The organism is Pseudoxanthomonas spadix, assembly GCF_003703395.1.
Lineage (GTDB): Bacteria > Pseudomonadota > Gammaproteobacteria > Xanthomonadales > Xanthomonadaceae > Pseudoxanthomonas_A > Pseudoxanthomonas_A spadix.
This window is the reverse complement of the sequence record NZ_RDQN01000001.1, coordinates 372,595-390,305: the sequence shown is the minus strand read 5'-3', so window position 1 is coordinate 390,305 and position 17,711 is coordinate 372,595. Positions and strand designations below refer to the sequence as shown.

Annotated in this window: 17 protein-coding genes; all 17 read left to right on the top strand. The window is 61.8% G+C overall.

Going from position 1 to position 17,711, the window contains the following annotated elements:
• Nucleotides 1-82 precede the first annotated feature (82 nt).
• The 17 genes from metX to D9R12_RS01700 all read left to right on the top strand — a co-directional run bounded on the left by metX (nucleotide 83) and on the right by D9R12_RS01700 (nucleotide 17,601).
• Nucleotides 83-1,225 carry a homoserine O-acetyltransferase MetX gene (gene metX, locus D9R12_RS01780; RefSeq protein ID WP_122227273.1) on the top strand — a complete coding sequence of 381 codons (1,143 nt, stop codon included), beginning with the start codon at nucleotides 83-85 and terminating at the stop codon, nucleotides 1,223-1,225.
• A 614-nt stretch (nucleotides 1,226-1,839) separates the two neighbouring features.
• Nucleotides 1,840-2,547: a GntR family transcriptional regulator gene (locus D9R12_RS01775; RefSeq protein ID WP_122227269.1), complete on the top strand. Its 708-nt coding sequence runs from the start codon at nucleotides 1,840-1,842 to the stop codon at nucleotides 2,545-2,547.
• Nucleotides 2,548-2,710: 163 nt separating this feature from the next.
• Nucleotides 2,711-4,051 (top strand): aromatic ring-hydroxylating dioxygenase subunit alpha, encoded by a 1,341-nt coding sequence (locus D9R12_RS01770; RefSeq protein WP_122227266.1) that lies wholly within the window; start codon nucleotides 2,711-2,713, stop codon nucleotides 4,049-4,051.
• A gap of 114 nt (nucleotides 4,052-4,165) precedes the next feature.
• Nucleotides 4,166-4,732 carry an aromatic-ring-hydroxylating dioxygenase subunit beta gene (locus D9R12_RS01765; RefSeq protein ID WP_122227263.1) on the top strand — a complete coding sequence of 189 codons (567 nt, stop codon included), beginning with the start codon at nucleotides 4,166-4,168 and terminating at the stop codon, nucleotides 4,730-4,732.
• A gap of 51 nt (nucleotides 4,733-4,783) precedes the next feature.
• Complete coding sequence (locus D9R12_RS01760; RefSeq protein WP_122227260.1) at nucleotides 4,784-5,203, top strand: BphX family protein; 420 nt, start codon at nucleotides 4,784-4,786, stop codon at nucleotides 5,201-5,203.
• Between the two features lie 100 nt (nucleotides 5,204-5,303).
• Nucleotides 5,304-5,633, top strand: a complete 330-nt coding sequence (locus D9R12_RS01755) for a non-heme iron oxygenase ferredoxin subunit (protein ID WP_014160692.1) — start codon at nucleotides 5,304-5,306, stop codon at nucleotides 5,631-5,633.
• Nucleotides 5,630-6,856 carry an NAD(P)/FAD-dependent oxidoreductase gene (locus tag D9R12_RS01750; RefSeq protein ID WP_122227258.1) on the top strand — a complete coding sequence of 409 codons (1,227 nt, stop codon included), beginning with the start codon at nucleotides 5,630-5,632 and terminating at the stop codon, nucleotides 6,854-6,856. The genes D9R12_RS01755 and D9R12_RS01750 overlap by 4 nt, the downstream gene beginning before the upstream one ends.
• 43 nt (nucleotides 6,857-6,899) lie before the next feature.
• The gene (gene bphB, locus D9R12_RS01745; protein ID WP_014160694.1) at nucleotides 6,900-7,733 is read left to right on the top strand and encodes a cis-2,3-dihydrobiphenyl-2,3-diol dehydrogenase; all 834 of its coding nucleotides are present in this window, start codon (nucleotides 6,900-6,902) and stop codon (nucleotides 7,731-7,733) included.
• 21 nt (nucleotides 7,734-7,754) lie between these two features.
• Entirely contained in the window at nucleotides 7,755-8,633 is an 879-nt protein-coding gene (gene bphC / locus D9R12_RS01740; RefSeq protein ID WP_014160695.1) for a biphenyl-2,3-diol 1,2-dioxygenase, read from the top strand.
• A 31-nt stretch (nucleotides 8,634-8,664) separates the two neighbouring features.
• Nucleotides 8,665-9,276 carry a glutathione transferase GstA gene (gstA, locus tag D9R12_RS01735; RefSeq protein WP_122227256.1) on the top strand — a complete coding sequence of 204 codons (612 nt, stop codon included), beginning with the start codon at nucleotides 8,665-8,667 and terminating at the stop codon, nucleotides 9,274-9,276.
• Between the two features lie 86 nt (nucleotides 9,277-9,362).
• Complete coding sequence (gene dmpE / locus D9R12_RS01730) at nucleotides 9,363-10,145, top strand: 2-oxopent-4-enoate hydratase (protein ID WP_014160697.1); 783 nt, start codon at nucleotides 9,363-9,365, stop codon at nucleotides 10,143-10,145.
• Nucleotides 10,146-10,165: 20 nt separating this feature from the next.
• Nucleotides 10,166-11,080: an acetaldehyde dehydrogenase BphJ gene (gene bphJ, locus D9R12_RS01725; RefSeq protein WP_014160698.1), complete on the top strand. Its 915-nt coding sequence runs from the start codon at nucleotides 10,166-10,168 to the stop codon at nucleotides 11,078-11,080.
• Between the two features lie 19 nt (nucleotides 11,081-11,099).
• The gene (bphI, locus tag D9R12_RS01720; RefSeq protein ID WP_014160699.1) at nucleotides 11,100-12,143 is read left to right on the top strand and encodes a 4-hydroxy-2-oxovalerate aldolase BphI; all 1,044 of its coding nucleotides are present in this window, start codon (nucleotides 11,100-11,102) and stop codon (nucleotides 12,141-12,143) included.
• A gap of 250 nt (nucleotides 12,144-12,393) precedes the next feature.
• On the top strand, nucleotides 12,394-13,977 hold the full coding sequence (locus tag D9R12_RS01715) for a class I adenylate-forming enzyme family protein (RefSeq protein WP_122227254.1): 1,584 nt from the start codon (nucleotides 12,394-12,396) through the stop codon (nucleotides 13,975-13,977).
• Between the two features lie 128 nt (nucleotides 13,978-14,105).
• Nucleotides 14,106-14,966 (top strand): 2-hydroxy-6-oxo-6-phenylhexa-2,4-dienoate hydrolase, encoded by an 861-nt coding sequence (bphD, locus tag D9R12_RS01710; RefSeq protein WP_043290490.1) that lies wholly within the window; start codon nucleotides 14,106-14,108, stop codon nucleotides 14,964-14,966.
• Nucleotides 14,967-15,058: 92 nt separating this feature from the next.
• Nucleotides 15,059-16,435: an OmpP1/FadL family transporter gene (locus D9R12_RS01705; protein WP_122227252.1), complete on the top strand. Its 1,377-nt coding sequence runs from the start codon at nucleotides 15,059-15,061 to the stop codon at nucleotides 16,433-16,435.
• An 80-nt stretch (nucleotides 16,436-16,515) separates the two neighbouring features.
• On the top strand, nucleotides 16,516-17,601 hold the full coding sequence (locus D9R12_RS01700; protein ID WP_122227672.1) for an IS630 family transposase: 1,086 nt from the start codon (nucleotides 16,516-16,518) through the stop codon (nucleotides 17,599-17,601).
• Nucleotides 17,602-17,711: the final 110 nt, after the last annotated feature.

The window sequence follows — 17,711 nt, the reverse complement described above, 5'->3', positions numbered from 1 at the left end:
GGCCCTGCGCGGCACGCTGCGTTGCCGGTCGCGCACGACCTGGTGTGACCGCCTGGATCTGGCCGCAAGCTAAACTGGCCGGATGACCGAATTCATCCCGCCAGGCACCCGCTGGCACGCCCTGTCCTCGCCCTTCCCCATGAAACGCGGCGGCGCGCTGCATGGCGCGCGGATCGCCTACGAGACCTGGGGCACGCTCGCCGCGCAGCGCGACAACGCCATCCTGATCGTCACCGGCCTCTCTCCCGACGCACACGCCGCCGCCAACGCCGACAACCCGGCCGCCGGCTGGTGGGAGCCGATGCTCGGCCCGGGCAAGGCCATCGATACCAACCGCTGGTTCGTGGTCTGCGTGAACTCGCTGGGCAGCTGCAAGGGCTCGACCGGGCCGGCTTCGATCGATCCAGCCACCGGCGATCTCTACCGCCTGTCGTTTCCCGAATTGTCGGTAGAGGATGGCGCGGCAGCGGCGGTCGAGGTGGTCCGTGCGCTTGGCATCGGGCAGCTGGCGTGCGTGATCGGCAACTCGATGGGCGGCATGACCGCGCTGGCGCTGCTGCACGCCCATCCGGGCATTGCGCGCGGCCACATCAACATCTCCGGCAGCGCTCAGGCGTTGCCGTTCTCGATTGCGATCCGCTCGCTGCAGCGTGAAGCGATCCGCCTGGACCCGATGTGGAACGGCGGCCACTACAGCGACGCGGCATATCCGGAGAGCGGCATGCGCATTGCGCGCAAGCTGGGGGTGATCACCTATCGCTCGGCACTGGAATGGGATGGCCGCTTCGGTCGCGTGCGCCTGGAGTCCGACCGCCCGGGCGAGGACCCCTTCGGCCTGGAATTCCAGGTCGAAAGCTACCTGGAGGGCCACGCGCGCCGCTTCGTGCGCCAGTTCGATCCCAACTGCTATCTGTACCTGAGCCGGTCGATGGACTGGTTCGACCTGGCCGAGCATGCCGGCCAAAAGCATGTCGACGACCGGACGCAAGGAGATGATGTGATGGCTGCCCTGGCCAGCATCAGGCTGGAAAAGGCGATGGCCATCGGCGCGACCACCGACATCCTGTTCCCGCTGCAGCAGCAGGAGCAGATCGCCCTGGGCCTGCAGGCCGGCGGCGCCGACAGCAGCTTCGTCCCGCTGCCCTCGCCGCAGGGCCATGACGCCTTCCTGGTGGATATCGAGCGCTTCGACCCTGCAGTGCGTGGCTTCCTGGCCCGGCTGTGACGGCGGCGCTCACATCGAACAACGGCACTCACTTTTTTCGGGGACTATCCGTTTCCGTGTGGATGACAGAAGATGCGCTCCGCGCCATGCGGGCGCGCAGATGCCCTGGGCAAGTCCAGCCCGCCCTTGAGTAGGTAGACCATGGTGCGCAGGACCGGCGAAGGCGCAGGAGGCGCGGTCAGCGGCGTTGGCCGCCTGGAGGCCGGCATTGATCGATTCTGCCCCGGGCGCTGGGTTGGCCTGCCCAGTTCTCGTCTGCCTCCGCGTGTCCGTGGTGGGACCCGGACGCAACCTTCGGTCACGCTCGATCCGGCGCGCTCCTTGCGCAGGATCCCGGCGAGCCCCCGGTGTTGCCGGCGATCGGTCCGGCCATCAACGGGAGCTCGGCTGGCAAACTCGCTTGTCCTCAATCGACACGGTTTGCTGCACTGCAACTTGTTGTCCCGGAACGGTCCGTATAGGCTCCCCGGACAGATGTCGAATATCGACAATAATATCGAAATTGTAACGGGCTACCTGCTGCCGACTCTGATGCAGGATGTGCGGGCGCAGGAGTGTTCTGTAATGACCAGGCGTGAAATGCGGTGAATGCGAGAACGTCCAACGGCGTCACCATGGGAGGCGACCCGGCGTTTGCCGATGTGTCGCCGATGCCCAATGCGAGTGGGCGAAGCCTGATTGAGGCGACGTTTCAGCGGCTGCGGGCAGACATCGTGGAGGGGCGACTGGCGGCCGGATCCAGACTGGCCATCGAGGATCTCAAGTCGCGCTACGAGGTCAGCGGCGGGACCGTGCGCGAGGCACTTTCCCTGCTGGTGGCCGACAATCTGGTGCAGGCACAGGCCCAGCGCGGATTCCATGTGACTCCGATGTCCCTGGACGACATGCGTGATCTGGCCGCCACGCGGGTCGCGCTGGAGTGCGAGGCACTGCGCCAAAGCGTGCTCAACGGCGACGCTGAATGGGAGGCGCGGGTGGTCAGTGCATTTCACCGGCTGTCCTTGATCGAGGAGCGCACCATGCGCGATCCGGTGCACTTGTTCAACCAATGGGAGCCAGTCAACCGTGACTTTCACGAGGCTCTGATTTCCGCCTGTCCGTCCGTCTGGACCCGGCGGTTCCTGTCGGTCCTGTATGTGCAGATGGAGCGCTATCGCCGGTTGACCTCAAGACACAACCAGCCTGCCAGAAACGTGCATGAAGAGCATCAGGCGCTTCGCGACAGCGCGCTGGCACGTGATGCCGAGCGCTGCACGGCGTTGTTGCGCGGGCACATCGAATCATCAATTTCGGTGGTTCGGCAGTTCGGTTTGTTGCGGTGAATGCAGACGCCGCAGCTTTTTTTCGGGGTGATGGAAGATGTTGGTGTTTTTCCGCCCTGCCAAGGGCCTTCAACGGAGAATTTAAATCATGAATACTTTGATCAAAGAACTACAGGAATCCCCTGTGAATATCCATCAAAGGAAAGAAGTACACGAATCCCCTGTGAAGGGAATCCCTGAGTGGACGCCGGAGACGATCCGGGCACTGGTCGATCAGGAAAAAGGCCTGCTGGACCCGCGCATTTACGCCGACCAAGGTCTGTACGAACTGGAGCAGGAGCGGGTCTTTGCCCGCTCCTGGCTGTTGCTCGGACATGAGAGTCACATCCGCAAGACCGGCGACTTCATGACGACTTACATGGGTGAAGATCCGGTGGTCATGGTGCGCCAGCCAGACAAGAGCATCAAGGTGTTCCTGAACCAGTGCCGGCACCGCGGCATGCGCATCTGTCGCACCGACGCCGGCAACGCCAAGGCCTTCACCTGCAGCTATCACGGCTGGGCCTACGACATCGCCGGCAAGCTGGTGAACGTGCCGTACGAGAAGGAAGCCTTTTGCGACAAGAAAGAAGGCGACTGCGGCTTTGACAAGGCCGAATGGGGTCCGCTGCAGGCACGCGTGGCCACCTACAAGGGCCTGGTCTTCGCCAACTGGGATGCGCAGGCGCCTGACCTGGAGACCTACCTCGGTGACGCCCGTCCGTACATGGACATCATGCTGGATCGCACGCCGGCCGGGACCGAGGCGGTCGGCGGCATGCAGAAGTGGGTCATTCCGTGCAACTGGAAGTTTGCCGCCGAGCAGTTCTGCAGTGACATGTACCACGCCGGCACCATGTCCCACCTGTCCGGCATCCTGGCGGGCATGCCGCCGGAAATGGACCTGTCGCATGCACAGGTGCCCAGCAAGGGCAACCAGTTCCGCGCCAGCTGGGGCGGACACGGCTCGGGCTGGTTTGTCGATGAGCCGGGCCTGCTCATGGCGGTAATGGGTCCCAAGATCACCCAGTACTGGACCGAAGGTCCGGCGGCCGAGCTCGCCCAAGAGCGTCTGGGCCACACCATGCCGGTCCTGCGCATGTTCGGCCAGCACATGACGGTCTTTCCAACCTGCTCTTTCTTGCCCGGCATCAACACCATCCGGACCTGGCACCCGCGTGGTCCCAATGAAATCGAGGTGTGGGCCTTCACCCTGGTCGATGCCGATGCCCCGGCCGAGATCAAGGAAGAATTTCGTCGGCACAACATCCGCACCTTCTCTGCAGGGGGCGTGTTCGAGCAGGACGACGGTGAGAACTGGGTCGAGATCCAGAAAGTATTGCGTGGGCACAAGGCCAAGAGCCGGCCGCTCAATGCCCAGATGGGCCTGGGGCGGTCGCAGACCGGTCACCCTGATTTTCCTGGCAACGTCGGCTACGTCTACGCCGAAGAAGCGGCACGGGGCATGTACCACCACTGGATGCGCATGATGTCCGAGCCCAGCTGGGCCACGCTCAAGCCCTGAGCGGGGCAATTGCCAGAGTTTCAATCGGATGACATTCATCGCGGAGCCGGACGCGCGCGCATACACAGCGCACCAAGGCTCCGCCCCCTGGTATCGACTCAGAGAACAACCCTCATGACCAACCTATCCGCGCATTCCTACAAGGTCTTTGAATGGCCCAGCAAGACCGTGGGCCTTGAGCTGCAGAACGAGATCGAACAGTTCTACTACCGCGAAGCGCAGTTGCTTGACCACCGGGCCTACGAGGCCTGGTTTGCCCTGCTGGACAAAGACATCCGCTACTTCATGCCGCTGCGCACCAACCGCATGATCCGGGAGGGCGAGCTGGAATATTCCGGCGACCAGGATTTTGCCCATTTCGACGAAACCTACGAAACCATGTACGGGCGCATCCGCAAGGTGACCTCGGATCTGGGCTGGGCGGAAAACCCGCCTTCCCGCACCCGCCACCTGATCTCCAATGTCATCGTCAAGGAGACGGACAAGCCGGATACCTTCGAGGTCAATTCCGCATTCATCCTGTACCGTAATCGGCTTGAGCGCCAGGTCGACATCTTCGCCGGCGAACGCCGGGACGTGCTGCGCCGCGCCGACAACAACCTTGGCTTCAGCATCGCCAGGCGCACCATCCTGCTCGACGCCAGCACCTTGCTGTCGAACAACCTGAGCATGTTCTTCTAGCGAGTTCTTCTAGCGAGAAGCCACATCTCAGCCGGAACGGAGGACGCTGCCATGAGAAGAGCAAGGCTGTTTTTGATCGCCATCGGTGTGTTCTACATCATCAACCTCATTGGCACGCTTCCCTTCAGCACCCTGGGCTTGTTCGGCACCATGTATCCAGGCGTTGAACTGCATGTGGGCGCGCCGATCTTCACCTTGTTGCAGGATGCCTGGGCGGTGATCGGTCTCCAGTTGGGTGCCATCGGGGCGGTCGCTTTGTGGGGCGCCCGCGATCCGGGCCGCTATCAGGCCGTCATTCCAGTGGTCATTGCAACGGAAGTTGTCGATGGCCTCTGGGATTTTTACAGCATCGTGTGGAGCCACGAAGCCCTGTGGTTCGGGCTTGTCACGCTGGTGATTCATGTGCTGTGGATTGGCTGGGGCCTGCATGCCTGGCGAGCCATTGCGTTAAAATCGCCCATGGCACCTTGATTGACTCTTGCGCCACCAATCACATCCGGCCACACCCAGACAGGCCCGTGGCTGTTCGCCCGGACGATTTGACTCCTTTGAACCCCTACATGAAAGCGATATGAAATTTACCAAAGTCTGTGAGCGAAGCGATGTGCCCGAAGGCGAAGCCCTGAAGGTCGAAAGTGGAGACACCCCCGTCGCGATCTTCAATGTGGATGGCGAACTGTTTGCGACCCAGGACCACTGCACCCACGGTGACTGGTCCCTGTCCGAGGGCGGCTACCTTGATGGTGACGTGGTGGAATGCTCACTGCACATGGGGAAGTTTTGCGTTCGCACGGGCAAGGTCAAATCGCCGCCGCCCTGTGAGGCATTGAAGATATTTCCAATCCGCATCGAGGGAAATGACGTGCTGATCGACTTCGAAGCGGGGTATCTGACGCCATGATCGAAGCCATCTCCATCATCGGCGCCGGCCTGGCCGGGGCGACGGCTGCGCGCGCGTTGCGTGCCCAGGGGTATACCGGACGCCTTCACCTGGTCGGGGACGAACCGCGGCACGCTTATGACCGAACCACACTGTCCAAGGCGGTGTTGAAGGGCGAGCAGCCCGAGCCGCCTGCAATCCTGGACGCCTCCTGGTACGCATCGGCCGACGTGGACCTGCAACTCGGGCGACGGGTGAGTGGCCTGGATGTGGCCAACCGCGAGATTCGGTTCGAAACCGGTGCCTCGCTGGCCTACGATCGGCTGCTGCTGGCGACCGGCGCGCGCCCGCGACGCGTGGCGATTCCGGGCTGCGACCTGGCCGGCATCCATACCCTGCGAGACCTCGCCGACAGCGAGGCGCTGCGGCAGGCGCTGCGCCCTGGCCAGTCGCTGGTCATCGTCGGCGGAGGCCTGATCGGCTGCGAGGTGGCGACCACCGCGCGCAAGGTCGGTGTCGATGTCACGATCCTGGAAGCAGGAGATGAGTTGCTGCTGCGTGTATTGGGTCACAGAACCGGGGCGTGGTGCCGAACCGAACTGGAACGCATGGGTGTCCGGGTGGAGCGCAATGCACAGGCCTCGCGCTTCGAAGGTGAGGGCCAGGTGCGCACCGTCGTGTGCGCCGATGGGCGCCAGGTGGCAGCCGACGTGGTGCTGGTCAGCATTGGCGCCGAGCCGGCGGACGAGCTGGCGCGGGCGGCGGGCATCGCCTGCGCACGCGGCGTGCTGGTCGACGCCACCGGCGCGAGCTCCTGCCCGGAGGTGTTCGCCGCCGGTGACGTCGCCGCCTGGCCGCTGCGTCAAGGTGGCCAACGCTCGCTGGAGACCTACCTGAATAGCCAGATGGAGGCCGAAGTCGCGGCCAGCGCCATGTTGGGCACGCCCGTGCCGACGCTGCAGGTGCCGAGCTCCTGGACCGAGATTGCGGGTCACCGCATCCAGATGATTGGCGATGCCGAGGGGCCCGGAGAAATCATCCTGCGCGGCGATGCGCAGGCCGGCCAGCCACTGGTGTTGTTCAGGTTGCTTGACGGCTGTGTCGAAGCGGCGACGGCGATCAATGCCACCAGGGAATTTTCTGTGGCGACCCGACTGGTCGGCGCCCGGGTTCCTGTCTCAGCCGAGCAGTTGCAGGATGTCGGCTCAAATTTGCGGGATTTGCTCAAGGCCAAATCAAGTTGATGCGCGTGGCTGGCGAATCGGTCTAACAATCAGGAGTTTGAGAATGAAATTGACAGGCGAAGTGGTGTTGATCACGGGAGGCGCCTCCGGGTTGGGGCGAGCGCTCGTGGACCGATTCGTGGCCGAAGGCGCAAAAGTGGCAGTGCTGGACAAGTCGGCCGAGCGCCTCGCACAGCTGGAAACCGATCATGGCGACAACGTGCTTGGCGTCACCGGCGATGTCCGTTCACTGGAAGATCAGAAGCAGGCGGCCAGCCGCTGCGTGGCCAAGTTCGGAAAAATCGACACCCTGATCCCCAATGCAGGCATTTGGGATTACTCGACGGCCTTGGTCGACCTGCCCGAAGAGAGCCTCGATGCCGCGTTCGATGAGGTCTTTCACATCAATGTCAAGGGTTATATCCATGCAGTGAAGGCCTGCCTGCCGGCCTTGGTCGCCAGCCGTGGCAACGTGATCTTCACGATCTCCAATGCGGGCTTCTATCCCAATGGCGGAGGCCCTCTCTACACCGCAGCCAAGCACGCCATTGTGGGCCTGGTGCGTGAACTGGCGTTCGAGCTGGCGCCATACGTGCGCGTCAACGGGGTGGGGCCGGGCGGCATCAATAGCGATCTGAGAGGCCCCTCCTCGCTGGGGATGGGCGGCAAGGCGATTTCGACCGTGCCGCTTGCCGACATGCTCAAGTCGGTGCTTCCGATCGGCCGCATGCCTGAGGCCGAGGAGTACACCGGGGCCTATGTGTTTTTTGCCACGCGAGGCGATGCGGCGCCTGCGACCGGGGCCTTGCTGAACTACGACGGTGGCTTGGGCGTTCGTGGATTCTTCTCGGGTGCCGGGGGTAATGACCTGCTCGAAAAGCTGAATATCAACCCCTGAGCATCGACGAAGGAGACAGTAATGAGCATCAAAACTTTGGGATACATGGGGTTTGCGGTCAGCGACGTAGCTGCTTGGCGTTCGTTTCTGACGCAGAAACTGGGCTTGATGGATGCAGGCACGACCGACAACGGCGACCTGTTCCGCGTCGATTCGAGAGCCTGGCGGATTGCCGTGCAGCAGGGCGAGGTTGACGATCTGGCCTATGCAGGCTACGAGGTGGCCGATGCGGCAGGGCTGGCGCAGATGGCTGACAAGCTCAAACAGGCCGGTATCGCAGTCACTACCGGCGATGCCTCACTTGCCAGGCGCCGCGGGGTGACGGGATTGATCACTTTTGCCGACCCGTTTGGCCTGCCGTTGGAAATTTATTACGGCGCCAGTGAGCTGTTCGAAAAACCGTTCCTGCCTGGTGCGGCCGTGTCGGGTTTCCTGACCGCCGAGCAAGGGCTGGGGCACTTCGTGCGCTGCGTTCCGGATTCGGACAAGGCGCTGGCGTTTTATACCGACGTGCTCGGCTTCCGGTTGTCTGACGTCATCCACATGAAATTGGGGCCGGACGTGACGGTTCCTGCGTATTTCCTGCACTGCAACGAACGCCACCATACCCTGGCGATCGCGGCATTCCCGCTGCCAAAACGCATTCATCACTTCATGCTCGAAGTCGCCTCGCTCGATGACGTCGGTTTTGCATATGATCGCGTTGACGCGGACGGCTTGATCACCTCCACGCTTGGACGCCACACCAATGACCACATGGTGTCGTTCTATGCAGCGACTCCGTCCGGACTGGAGGTCGAGTACGGATGGAGTGCCCGGACCGTTGACCGCTCCTGGTCCGTGGTGCGGCATGACAGCACGAGCATGTGGGGCCACAAGCCGGCGCGCAAAAAAGCATGAACAATAACCTCTACCCCCCTGGAGTCCTTGCATGAAGCTTTACTACAGTCCTGGTGCCTGCTCGCTGTCCCCGCACATTGCATTGCGCGAGGCCGGCCTGGATTTCGAGCTGGTAAAGGTCGACCTGGCAAGCAAGAAGACCGCCTCCGGGCAGGACTACCTAGAGATCAACCCGGCCGGGTACGTGCCTTGCCTGCAGCTTGACGACGGCCGTACCCTGACCGAGGGTCCCGCCATCGTGCAATACGTGGCCGATCAGGTGCCCGGCAAGCAGCTGGCGCCGGCCAACGGCAGCTTCGAGCGCTACCGCTTGCAGCAATGGCTGAACTTCATCTCGAGCGAACTGCACAAGAGCTTCAGCCCCTTGTTCAACCCTGCGTCCAGCGACGACTGGAAAAACGCCGTGCGGCAGAGCCTGAACACCCGCCTGGGGCAGGTCGCGCGACAGCTCGAGCATGCGCCCTATCTGCTGGGTGACCAATTGAGCGTGGCCGACATCTATCTGTTTGTCGTGCTCGGTTGGAGCGCCTATGTCAAGCTTGATCTCTCGCCCTGGCCGGCGCTGCAGGCCTTCCAAGGCCGTGTCGGAGGCCGCGAAGCGGTACAGTCTGCGCTTCGCGCCGAAGGCTTGACCAAGGAGTGAAGATGCCCTTCCCGGGGCGCGGAAGCGGGCCTGGGAGAGCTGCCTCAAAGCAATGAACGCCCCGTCCTGGAATGATCCGAAACGCCATGACCCCTGAACTGATCGGAACGCTGGGTGACGAGCTGTACAGCGCGCTGTGCACACGCACCGTGGTCGAGCCATTGACCAGCCGCCATCCAGACATCATCATCGAGGACGCCTACCACATCCAGCAACGCATGATCTCGCGCCGCCTGCAGGCCGGCGAGCGCGTCGTCGGCAAGAAAATCGGCGTCACCAGCGCGGCCGTGATGAACATGCTGGGCGTCTACCAGCCCGACTTCGGCTATATGCTCGACGGCATGATCGTCAGCGACGGCGGCAGCATCTCGATGTCCTCCCTGATCCAGCCAAAAGCCGAAGGCGAGATCGCCTTTGTCCTGAAAAAGGACCTGATGGGCCCGGGCATTACCAACGCCGACGTGCTGGCGGCCACCGACTTTGTCATGCCCTGCTTCGAGATCGTCGACTCGCGCATCCGCGACTGGAAAATCAAGATCCAGGACACCGTCGCCGACAACGCCTCCTGCGGCATGTTCGTACTCGGTAGCACCGCCGCCGATCCACGCAAGATCGACCTGAAGACCTGTGGCATGGTGCTCGAGAAAAACGGGGAGATCATCGCGACCGGTGCCGGCGCGGCCGCCCTGGGCTCCCCGGTCAATGCCGTGGCCTGGCTGGCCAACACCCTGGGCCGCCTGGGTATCGGCCTGAAAGCCGGCGAGGTGATTCTCTCCGGCGCGTTGGCTGCCATGTTTCCGGCTCAGGCCGGAGACCACTTCCGCGTCAGCGTCGGCGGCATCGGCGACTGCTCGGTACAATTCCAATGACTCTTCCGGAAACTGAGAACATGACCAATAAAATCAAATGCGCCGTGATCGGACCCGGCAACATCGGCACCGACCTGCTGGCCAAGCTGCAGCGCAGCCCCGTACTGGAGCCGGTCTGGATGGTCGGCATCGACCCCGAGTCCGACGGTCTCAAGCGCGCCCGCGAGATGGGGCTCAAGACCACTTCTGACGGTGTGGACGGCCTGGTGCCGCACATGCAGGCCGACGGTGTACAGATCGTCTTTGACGCCACCAGCGCTTACGCCCATGCAGAGAACAGCCGCAAGGTGAACGCCGAAGGGGCGCTCATGATCGATCTCACGCCCGCGGCCATCGGCCCCTTCTGCGTGCCGCCGGTCAACCTCAAGGAGCATGTCGGCAAAGGCGAGATGAACGTCAACATGGTCACCTGCGGGGGCCAGGCCACCATCCCCATGGTGGCTGCCGTCAACCGCGTGCAGCCGGTGGCCTACGGTGAAATCGTCGCGACCGTGTCGAGCAAGTCTGCCGGGCCCGGTACGCGCAAGAACATCGACGAATTCACCCGCACCACGGCCGGCGGCGTGGAAAAAGTTGGTGGCGCGAAAAAGGGCAAGGCCATCATCATCCTCAACCCGGCCGAGCCGCCGCTGATCATGCGCGACACCGTGCACTGCCTGCTGGAGAGCGAACCGGACCAGCAGAAGATCACCGAGTCGATCCACGCCATGATCAAGGAGGTGCAGAAGTACGTGCCCGGCTACAAACTGGTCAACGGTCCGGTGTTCGACGGCAAGCGTGTCTCGGTCTTCCTGGAGGTCGAGGGCCTGGGTGACTACCTGCCCAAGTACGCCGGCAACCTCGACATCATGACCGCCGCCGCTGCCCGCACCGCCGAGATGTTTGCCGAAGAAATGCTCGCCGGGCAGCTGACACTCCAGCCCGTCCACGCCTGAATCACGCAGGAGAACCACCATGAACCTCAAAGGCAAGAAAATCACCGTTCACGACATGACGCTGCGCGACGGCATGCATCCCAAGCGCCACCTGATGACGCTGGACCAGATGAAGAGCATTGCCTGCGGCCTGGACGCCGCGGGCGTGCCGTTGATCGAAGTCACCCACGGCGACGGCCTGGGCGGCTCCTCGGTCAACTATGGTTTCCCGGCGCACAGCGACGAGGAATACCTGGGCGCCGTGATTCCGTTGATGAAGCAGGCCAAGGTCAGTGCCCTGCTGCTCCCCGGCATCGGCACCGTCGAACACCTGTTGATGGCCAAGGACCTGGGCGTGAATACCATCCGCGTGGCCACCCACTGCACCGAAGCCGATGTGTCCGAGCAGCACATCACCCAATCGCGCAAGCTGGGGCTGGATACCGTTGGCTTTCTGATGATGGCGCACATGGCCAGCCCGGAAAAGCTGGTGAGCCAGGCACTGTTGATGCAAGGCTACGGCGCCAACTGCATCTATGTCACCGACTCGGCTGGCTACATGCTGCCTGATGATGTGAAAGTGCGTTTGAGCGCCGTGCGCGCCGCGCTCAAGCCCGAGACGGAATTGGGCTTTCATGGCCATCACAACCTGGCCATGGGGGTGGCCAACTCGATCGCTGCGATCGAGGCCGGCGCCAACCGCATCGATGCCGCCGCCGCTGGCCTGGGCGCTGGCGCCGGCAACACGCCGATGGAGGTGTTCATCGCCGTCTGTGCGCGTATGGGGATCGAAACCGGAGTGGACGTGTTCAAGATCCAGGACGTGGCCGAAGACCTGGTGGTGCCGATCATGGACCACGTCATCCGCATCGACCGCGACTCGCTCACGCTGGGCTATGCCGGGGTCTACTCCAGCTTCCTGCTGTTTGCCAAACGCGCCAGTGAGAAGTATGGCGTGCCGGCGCGCGACATCCTGGTCGAGCTGGGACGGCGCGGCATGGTCGGCGGCCAGGAAGACATGATCGAAGACACCGCCATGACCATGGCGCGTGAGCGTGCGATTGCGAAGAAGGAAGCCGCATGAAGCTCGGCAGCAACAGATACATCACCGCTTTGACCAAACGCCGAAAAGCCCGCGGACCGTAGACGCAGGAGACGGCCAAGAGCATCAACGATCGAGCTGGCATAGGGGGTGGCGACCTTGACGGCTTCATGCCTGAGGGGTCGCCATGGCTCAGGCGACCCAGGCGCATCTCGACCGACGAGGTCTGGTGTTCCGACCGACCTGACAACGGTAACAAGCCAGACACACTGAAACTTGCGAGTGATGATCTATGTTTGCGAGAGATTTGGTCAAGCGCTGTGGGAACAACTTCCCGACCAAGATCGCCTACTACTGCGGCGAACGATCGCGTACCTGGCGCGAAATGGACCAGCGATCAGACCAGTTTGGAGTGACGCTGCAGCAACTTGGCCACCGACCGGGCCAAACGGTGGCCATCCTCGCGCCCGAGAGCATCGAGGTCTATGAACACTTCTTTGCCTGCATGAAGATCGCGGCCCCACGCGTGGCGGTCAATACGGGATACGTCTGGCCCGAGATGCTGCACGTGCTGAAAGACAGCGAGGTCAAGTTCCTGTTGTTGGATGCCCGTTGCCGGGACTTGGTCGCCAGTCGGATGGACGAGCTGGAGACACTGGGCATCACGTTGATTGGTTACGGCGCAGGCCATGGCCTGGAGCACGACTACGAGAGCCTGCTGGCAAAGGCCGAGGGTGAGCCCCACTGGCCAACGTTGGCCCCCGACGACATCCTGTTTTTCAGCTATACCTCCGGCACCACCGGTGTGCCCAAGGGCGTGATGTTGCCGCAACTGAGCGGTGCCAATTGCATCATTCAGTCATTGGGTCATTTTGGCTTCTGTCCAGACGATGTTTGGGGAGCGGTAGGATCTTCGGCCTGGGTCGTCGTCATGTGCTACTTGTTGGGACTAGGCAACGGAATGACGACCGTCATTCCGGATGGCGGATACCAATTGCAGGCCTACCTGCGTGATGTCGAGCGTTTTCGCATTACGGCCGGGTTCCACGTCCCGACCATGCTCCAGCGCGCGATAGCTGAAATCCAAAGCAATCCCGTCTATGACCTGTCCTCATTGCGCATGATGGTGTACGGCTCTTCGCCGGCAACACCCAAACTGATCCGTGATGCCCGGGAGACCTTCAAGGGCATCAAGCTGCTGCAGATCTATGGCATGACCGAAACCGCGGCGGGCTGGGTCAGTTACTTGACAGATGCCGACCACGAGCACGCATTGCGCGATGAAATCGATTTGCTGAAGTCGGTGGGTCGCATCGGAACCAGCTACGACTGCACGATTCGTGACGAGTCGGGGCAACCGGTGCCGATCGGTCAATCCGGCGAGATCTGGCTGCGCGGCAATACGATGATGAAAGGCTACAAAAACCTGCCCGAGGCGACGGCGGAAGCCATGCCAGATGGCTGGTTACGCACCAACGACATCGGGCGCCTTGACGAGCGCGGTTATCTCTATTTGCTGGATCGTCAGAAATTCCTGATCAGCACCGGCGCCGTAAAAGTATTTCCAACCACGGTTGAGGCGATTCTCGTCGAGCACCCTGCGGTGGAGGAGGTCGCCGTGGTAGGCGTGCCGCATCCGGAATGGGGCGAGGCTGTCGTTGCCGTGGTTGTCCGAAAACCTTCGCAGCCCGATGTGACGGTGCAGGAAGTCATCGACTTCTGCCAAGGCAAGCTCAGTCGCCCTGAAACACCGAAGCACGTGGTGTTTGTGGATCAACTACCCAAGACCACGAACGGAAAACTCAAGAAGGCAGAGCTGAGAAGCTGGCTGTCCGGTGGCGCAGTGCAGCTGCCTTGGCGCATCGAACTTGCTTGAAAGCCTATCGGCCGTTGGGGCGCCCTGGACGTTGCTATCCCCCCCTACCCGCCGCATGATTTTTTACTTCGCGCTGCATATTAGCGCCCTGCCCCATGGGCTCCATCCCATTCACTGAAGGACAAGAAATGACAGCACTTACCGAAAGTTCGACCAGTAAATCCGTGAAAATCAATGAGGCAGGATTTTCGGATTTCAATATCCATTACAACGATGCCGGTCAGGGTGAAACCGTCATCATGCTGCACGGCGGGGGCGCCGGCGCCGGTGGCTGGAGCAATTATTACCGCAACATTGGCCCCTTCGTCGAAGCTGGCTACCGGGTGATCCTGAAGGATTCGCCCGGCTTCAACAAGTCCGACGCGGTGGTGGTGGAGGAGCAGCGGGGCTTGGCCAACGCCCGTGCAGTCAAGGGGCTGATGGACGCGCTGGGTATCGACCGGGCGCACTTGGTCGGCAACTCGATGGGGGGCGCCACAGCCCTGAACTTCGCTCTCGAATACCCCGAGCGTATCGGCAAAATGATCCTCATGGGACCCGGCGGACTGGGTCCGAGCATGTTCGCGCCGATGCCGATGGAAGGCATCAAGCTGCTGTTCAAGCTGTACGCCGAGCCATCCTATGAAACCCTGAAACAGATGATCCAGGTGTTTTTGTATGACCAGTCACTCATCACCGAGGAGTTGCTGCAGGGTCGCTGGGAAGCGATTCAGCGTCACCCGGAGCACCTGAAGAACTTCCTCATCAGCGCGCAAAAGGCGCCGCTCTCGAGCTGGGACGTGTCTGCCAGGCTCGGAGAAATCAAGGCCAAGACATTCGTGACCTGGGGACGCGATGACCGCTTCGTCCCCCTCGACCACGGCTTGAAGCTGCTGTGGACCCTTGGCGACGCACGTTTGCATGTGTTCTCCAAGTGCGGCCACTGGGCGCAATGGGAGCACGCCGACGAGTTCAACCGCCTGGTGATTGATTTCCTGAAGCATGATTAAAGAGCAAGGCCTGGCTGCTACCCTGAATCGCCATGGCAGCCAAACTGAATATTCCTGTTAATTAAAATTTTCGTTTCTGGGAGGGAACATAGATGAAGAATAAATTAATCACCCCGATTACCACCGGGGTGCTGCTGGCAATCGCATCACAGTCGGCTTGGGCGGTCAGCGACGTCTTTCGGTTCGTGGGGCATGGACCGATATCGGCGGCCATGGGCGGTGCCGGCACCGCGTTCGATGTGGGGGCCGCCGGTATGTTGATCAATCCGGCGACACTGTCGATGACGCCCGAAGGATCGGATTTTCATTTCGGTGCAGACGTCATTTTTGCAGACCTGTTGATCAAGAACACCGAGACAGGAGAGGTCGCCCGTTCCAAGACTCACTCAAAGAATCGCGGCCCCTATGCCGCGCCTCAGTTGGCATATACCTATCACGGTGGGCCTTGGACGTTTGGTGTTGGTCTCTTTCCGCAGGGCGGGGTGGGAACAGAATATGGAAACAACAGTTTTCTTTCCCGCGCCACAGGCGGGCTTGATACCGGGCTCGACAACGCCAGCCGCCTGCTGACCCTGAATATTCCTTTTGCGGCCAGCTACGAAGTCAATGACAAGCTGGCTGTTGGGGCAAGTCTCGATGCGATTTGGCAGGGCTTGAACCTCGGCTTGCTGCTTGGCGCCGATCAGGTCGGCTCGCTGATCGGGTCGGGCCGGGCGGACGGTAGCCTGGTACCCGTGCTCGGGGGCTTGCCTGACCTGCGCGGTGCGCATCTGGGCTTTATCAAGAACCAGCCAGTGGCCAGTGGTGCTGATGCATGGGGAATCGGCGGTCGCATCGGACTGACCTACAAGGTCTCGCAAGACACGACGCTGGGTGGCGCGTACTCCTTCAAAAGTCATATTGATGACATGGAAGGTGACGCAACCCTGACGGCGGTCGACGCCTTGGTTGGCCAGGTTCCACTCAAGGGGAAAGTCAGTATCCGAGACTTCCAGACACCGGCACAATTGAACCTTGGCATCAGCCACCAGATCAATGCGCAATGGATGATTGCCGCTGATATCTCCCGGATCTTCTGGAAGGACGCCATGGAGAACATCGATGTTGGATTTGTGGCGGATAATGGGGCCGATATCGACATTTTATTGCCTTTGAACTTCAAGGATCAGACTGCTCTGTCGCTCGGGGCCGCTTACCAAACCGGCAGGTGGACATTGCGTGGGGGAGCCCGTTTCACGACCCAGGCATTGCCATCCAACACTATGTTGGCGGTCACGCCTGGCATCACGACCCGGTTTGGATCAGCGGGCTTTTCTTACCAGTTCTCGCCGAAGAGCAAGGTGGATCTTGCCTGGACCCGTTCCTTCAAGAAAAAGATGGGTAATGACAGGTTGCCAAATACTTCCGCACCAATCAGCGCCGAGCATGGCCAGGACAGCATTGGCCTCGCCTACAACTACATGTTCTAGTGTACTGTTCTATTCTTGATGGAACTTATATGAAATCCATCGTTCCAACACTCTACGAGGACGAAGAGTGGAGAGTGCAAGTGCGAGTTGCCCCTGAGATTGTGCTGAGCGACGAGGAGCGAGCCGAGTTGACGAGACTGGTTCGCTCCAAGCGCACGAGCGTGAGGCTGGCGCAGCGCGCCCGCATGGTGCTGCTGGCTGCGGACGGCATGCAGAACAAGGAGATCGCCGAGCAAGTAGGGGTGGGGCGCGTACAGGTCTCGCGCTGGCGCGCGCGATATGCGCAGTCGCGGATGGCCGGGATCGAGCGCGACTTGCCGCGCGGGGCGCCGCCGGCCAAGGTCGACGCGGCGCGGCTGGTGGAGTTGACCACGCAGAGCCAGCCGGCGGCGGCCACGCACTGGAGTACGCGCAAGATGGCCGCCGAGCTGGGCGTGAGCCCCAGCACCGTGATGCGGCATTGGCACGCCCACGGTTTGAAGCCGCACCTCGTGCGTAGCTTCAAGGTCTCGCGCGACCCGCAGTTCGTCGAGAAGCTCGAAGACATCGTCGGCCTGTACCTGTCGCCGCCCGAGCATGCGCTGGTGCTGTGCTGCGACGAGAAGAGCCAGGTGCAGGCGTTGGACCGCACCCAGCCCGGGCTGCCGCTGAAGAAGGGCCGCGCGCAGACGATGACGCACGACTACAAGCGCAATGGCACGACCACGCTGTTTGCTGCGCTCAACGTGCTCGACGGGCAGGTCATTGGCCAGTGCCAGCCGCGCCACACCCACGTCGAATGGCTGAAGTTCCTGCGCCAGATCGACCGCCAGACGCCCAAGGACAAGACGCTGCATCTGATCGCCGACAACTACGCCACCCACAAGCATCCCAATGTCCAGAAGTGGCTAGCCAAGCACCCGCGCTTCACCATGCACTTCACGCCCACCTCCGCGTCGTGGCTGAACATGGTTGAGCGCTTCTTCCGCGACATCACCACCGAGCGGCTGCGCCGCGGGGTGTTCACCAGCGTGCCCGAACTGATCGCCGCCATTGACGAGTACCTCGCGCATCACAACACCAAACCCAAGCCGTTCATCTGGACCAGAAGCGCCCGCGACATCCTGCAGAAGGTGATCCGCGCCAATCAGCGCTTAAGTTCCAAACAGAATGGAACACTACACTAGATCTTCCGGAAAGATTGTTTAGGTGGCCCGGCCAAGTGCCCTGCGCACACCTGACCTGTCCGATCTCGTGTGATCCGTAGCGCGCGGGGCTTTCTGTTCCCTGCCCGCGC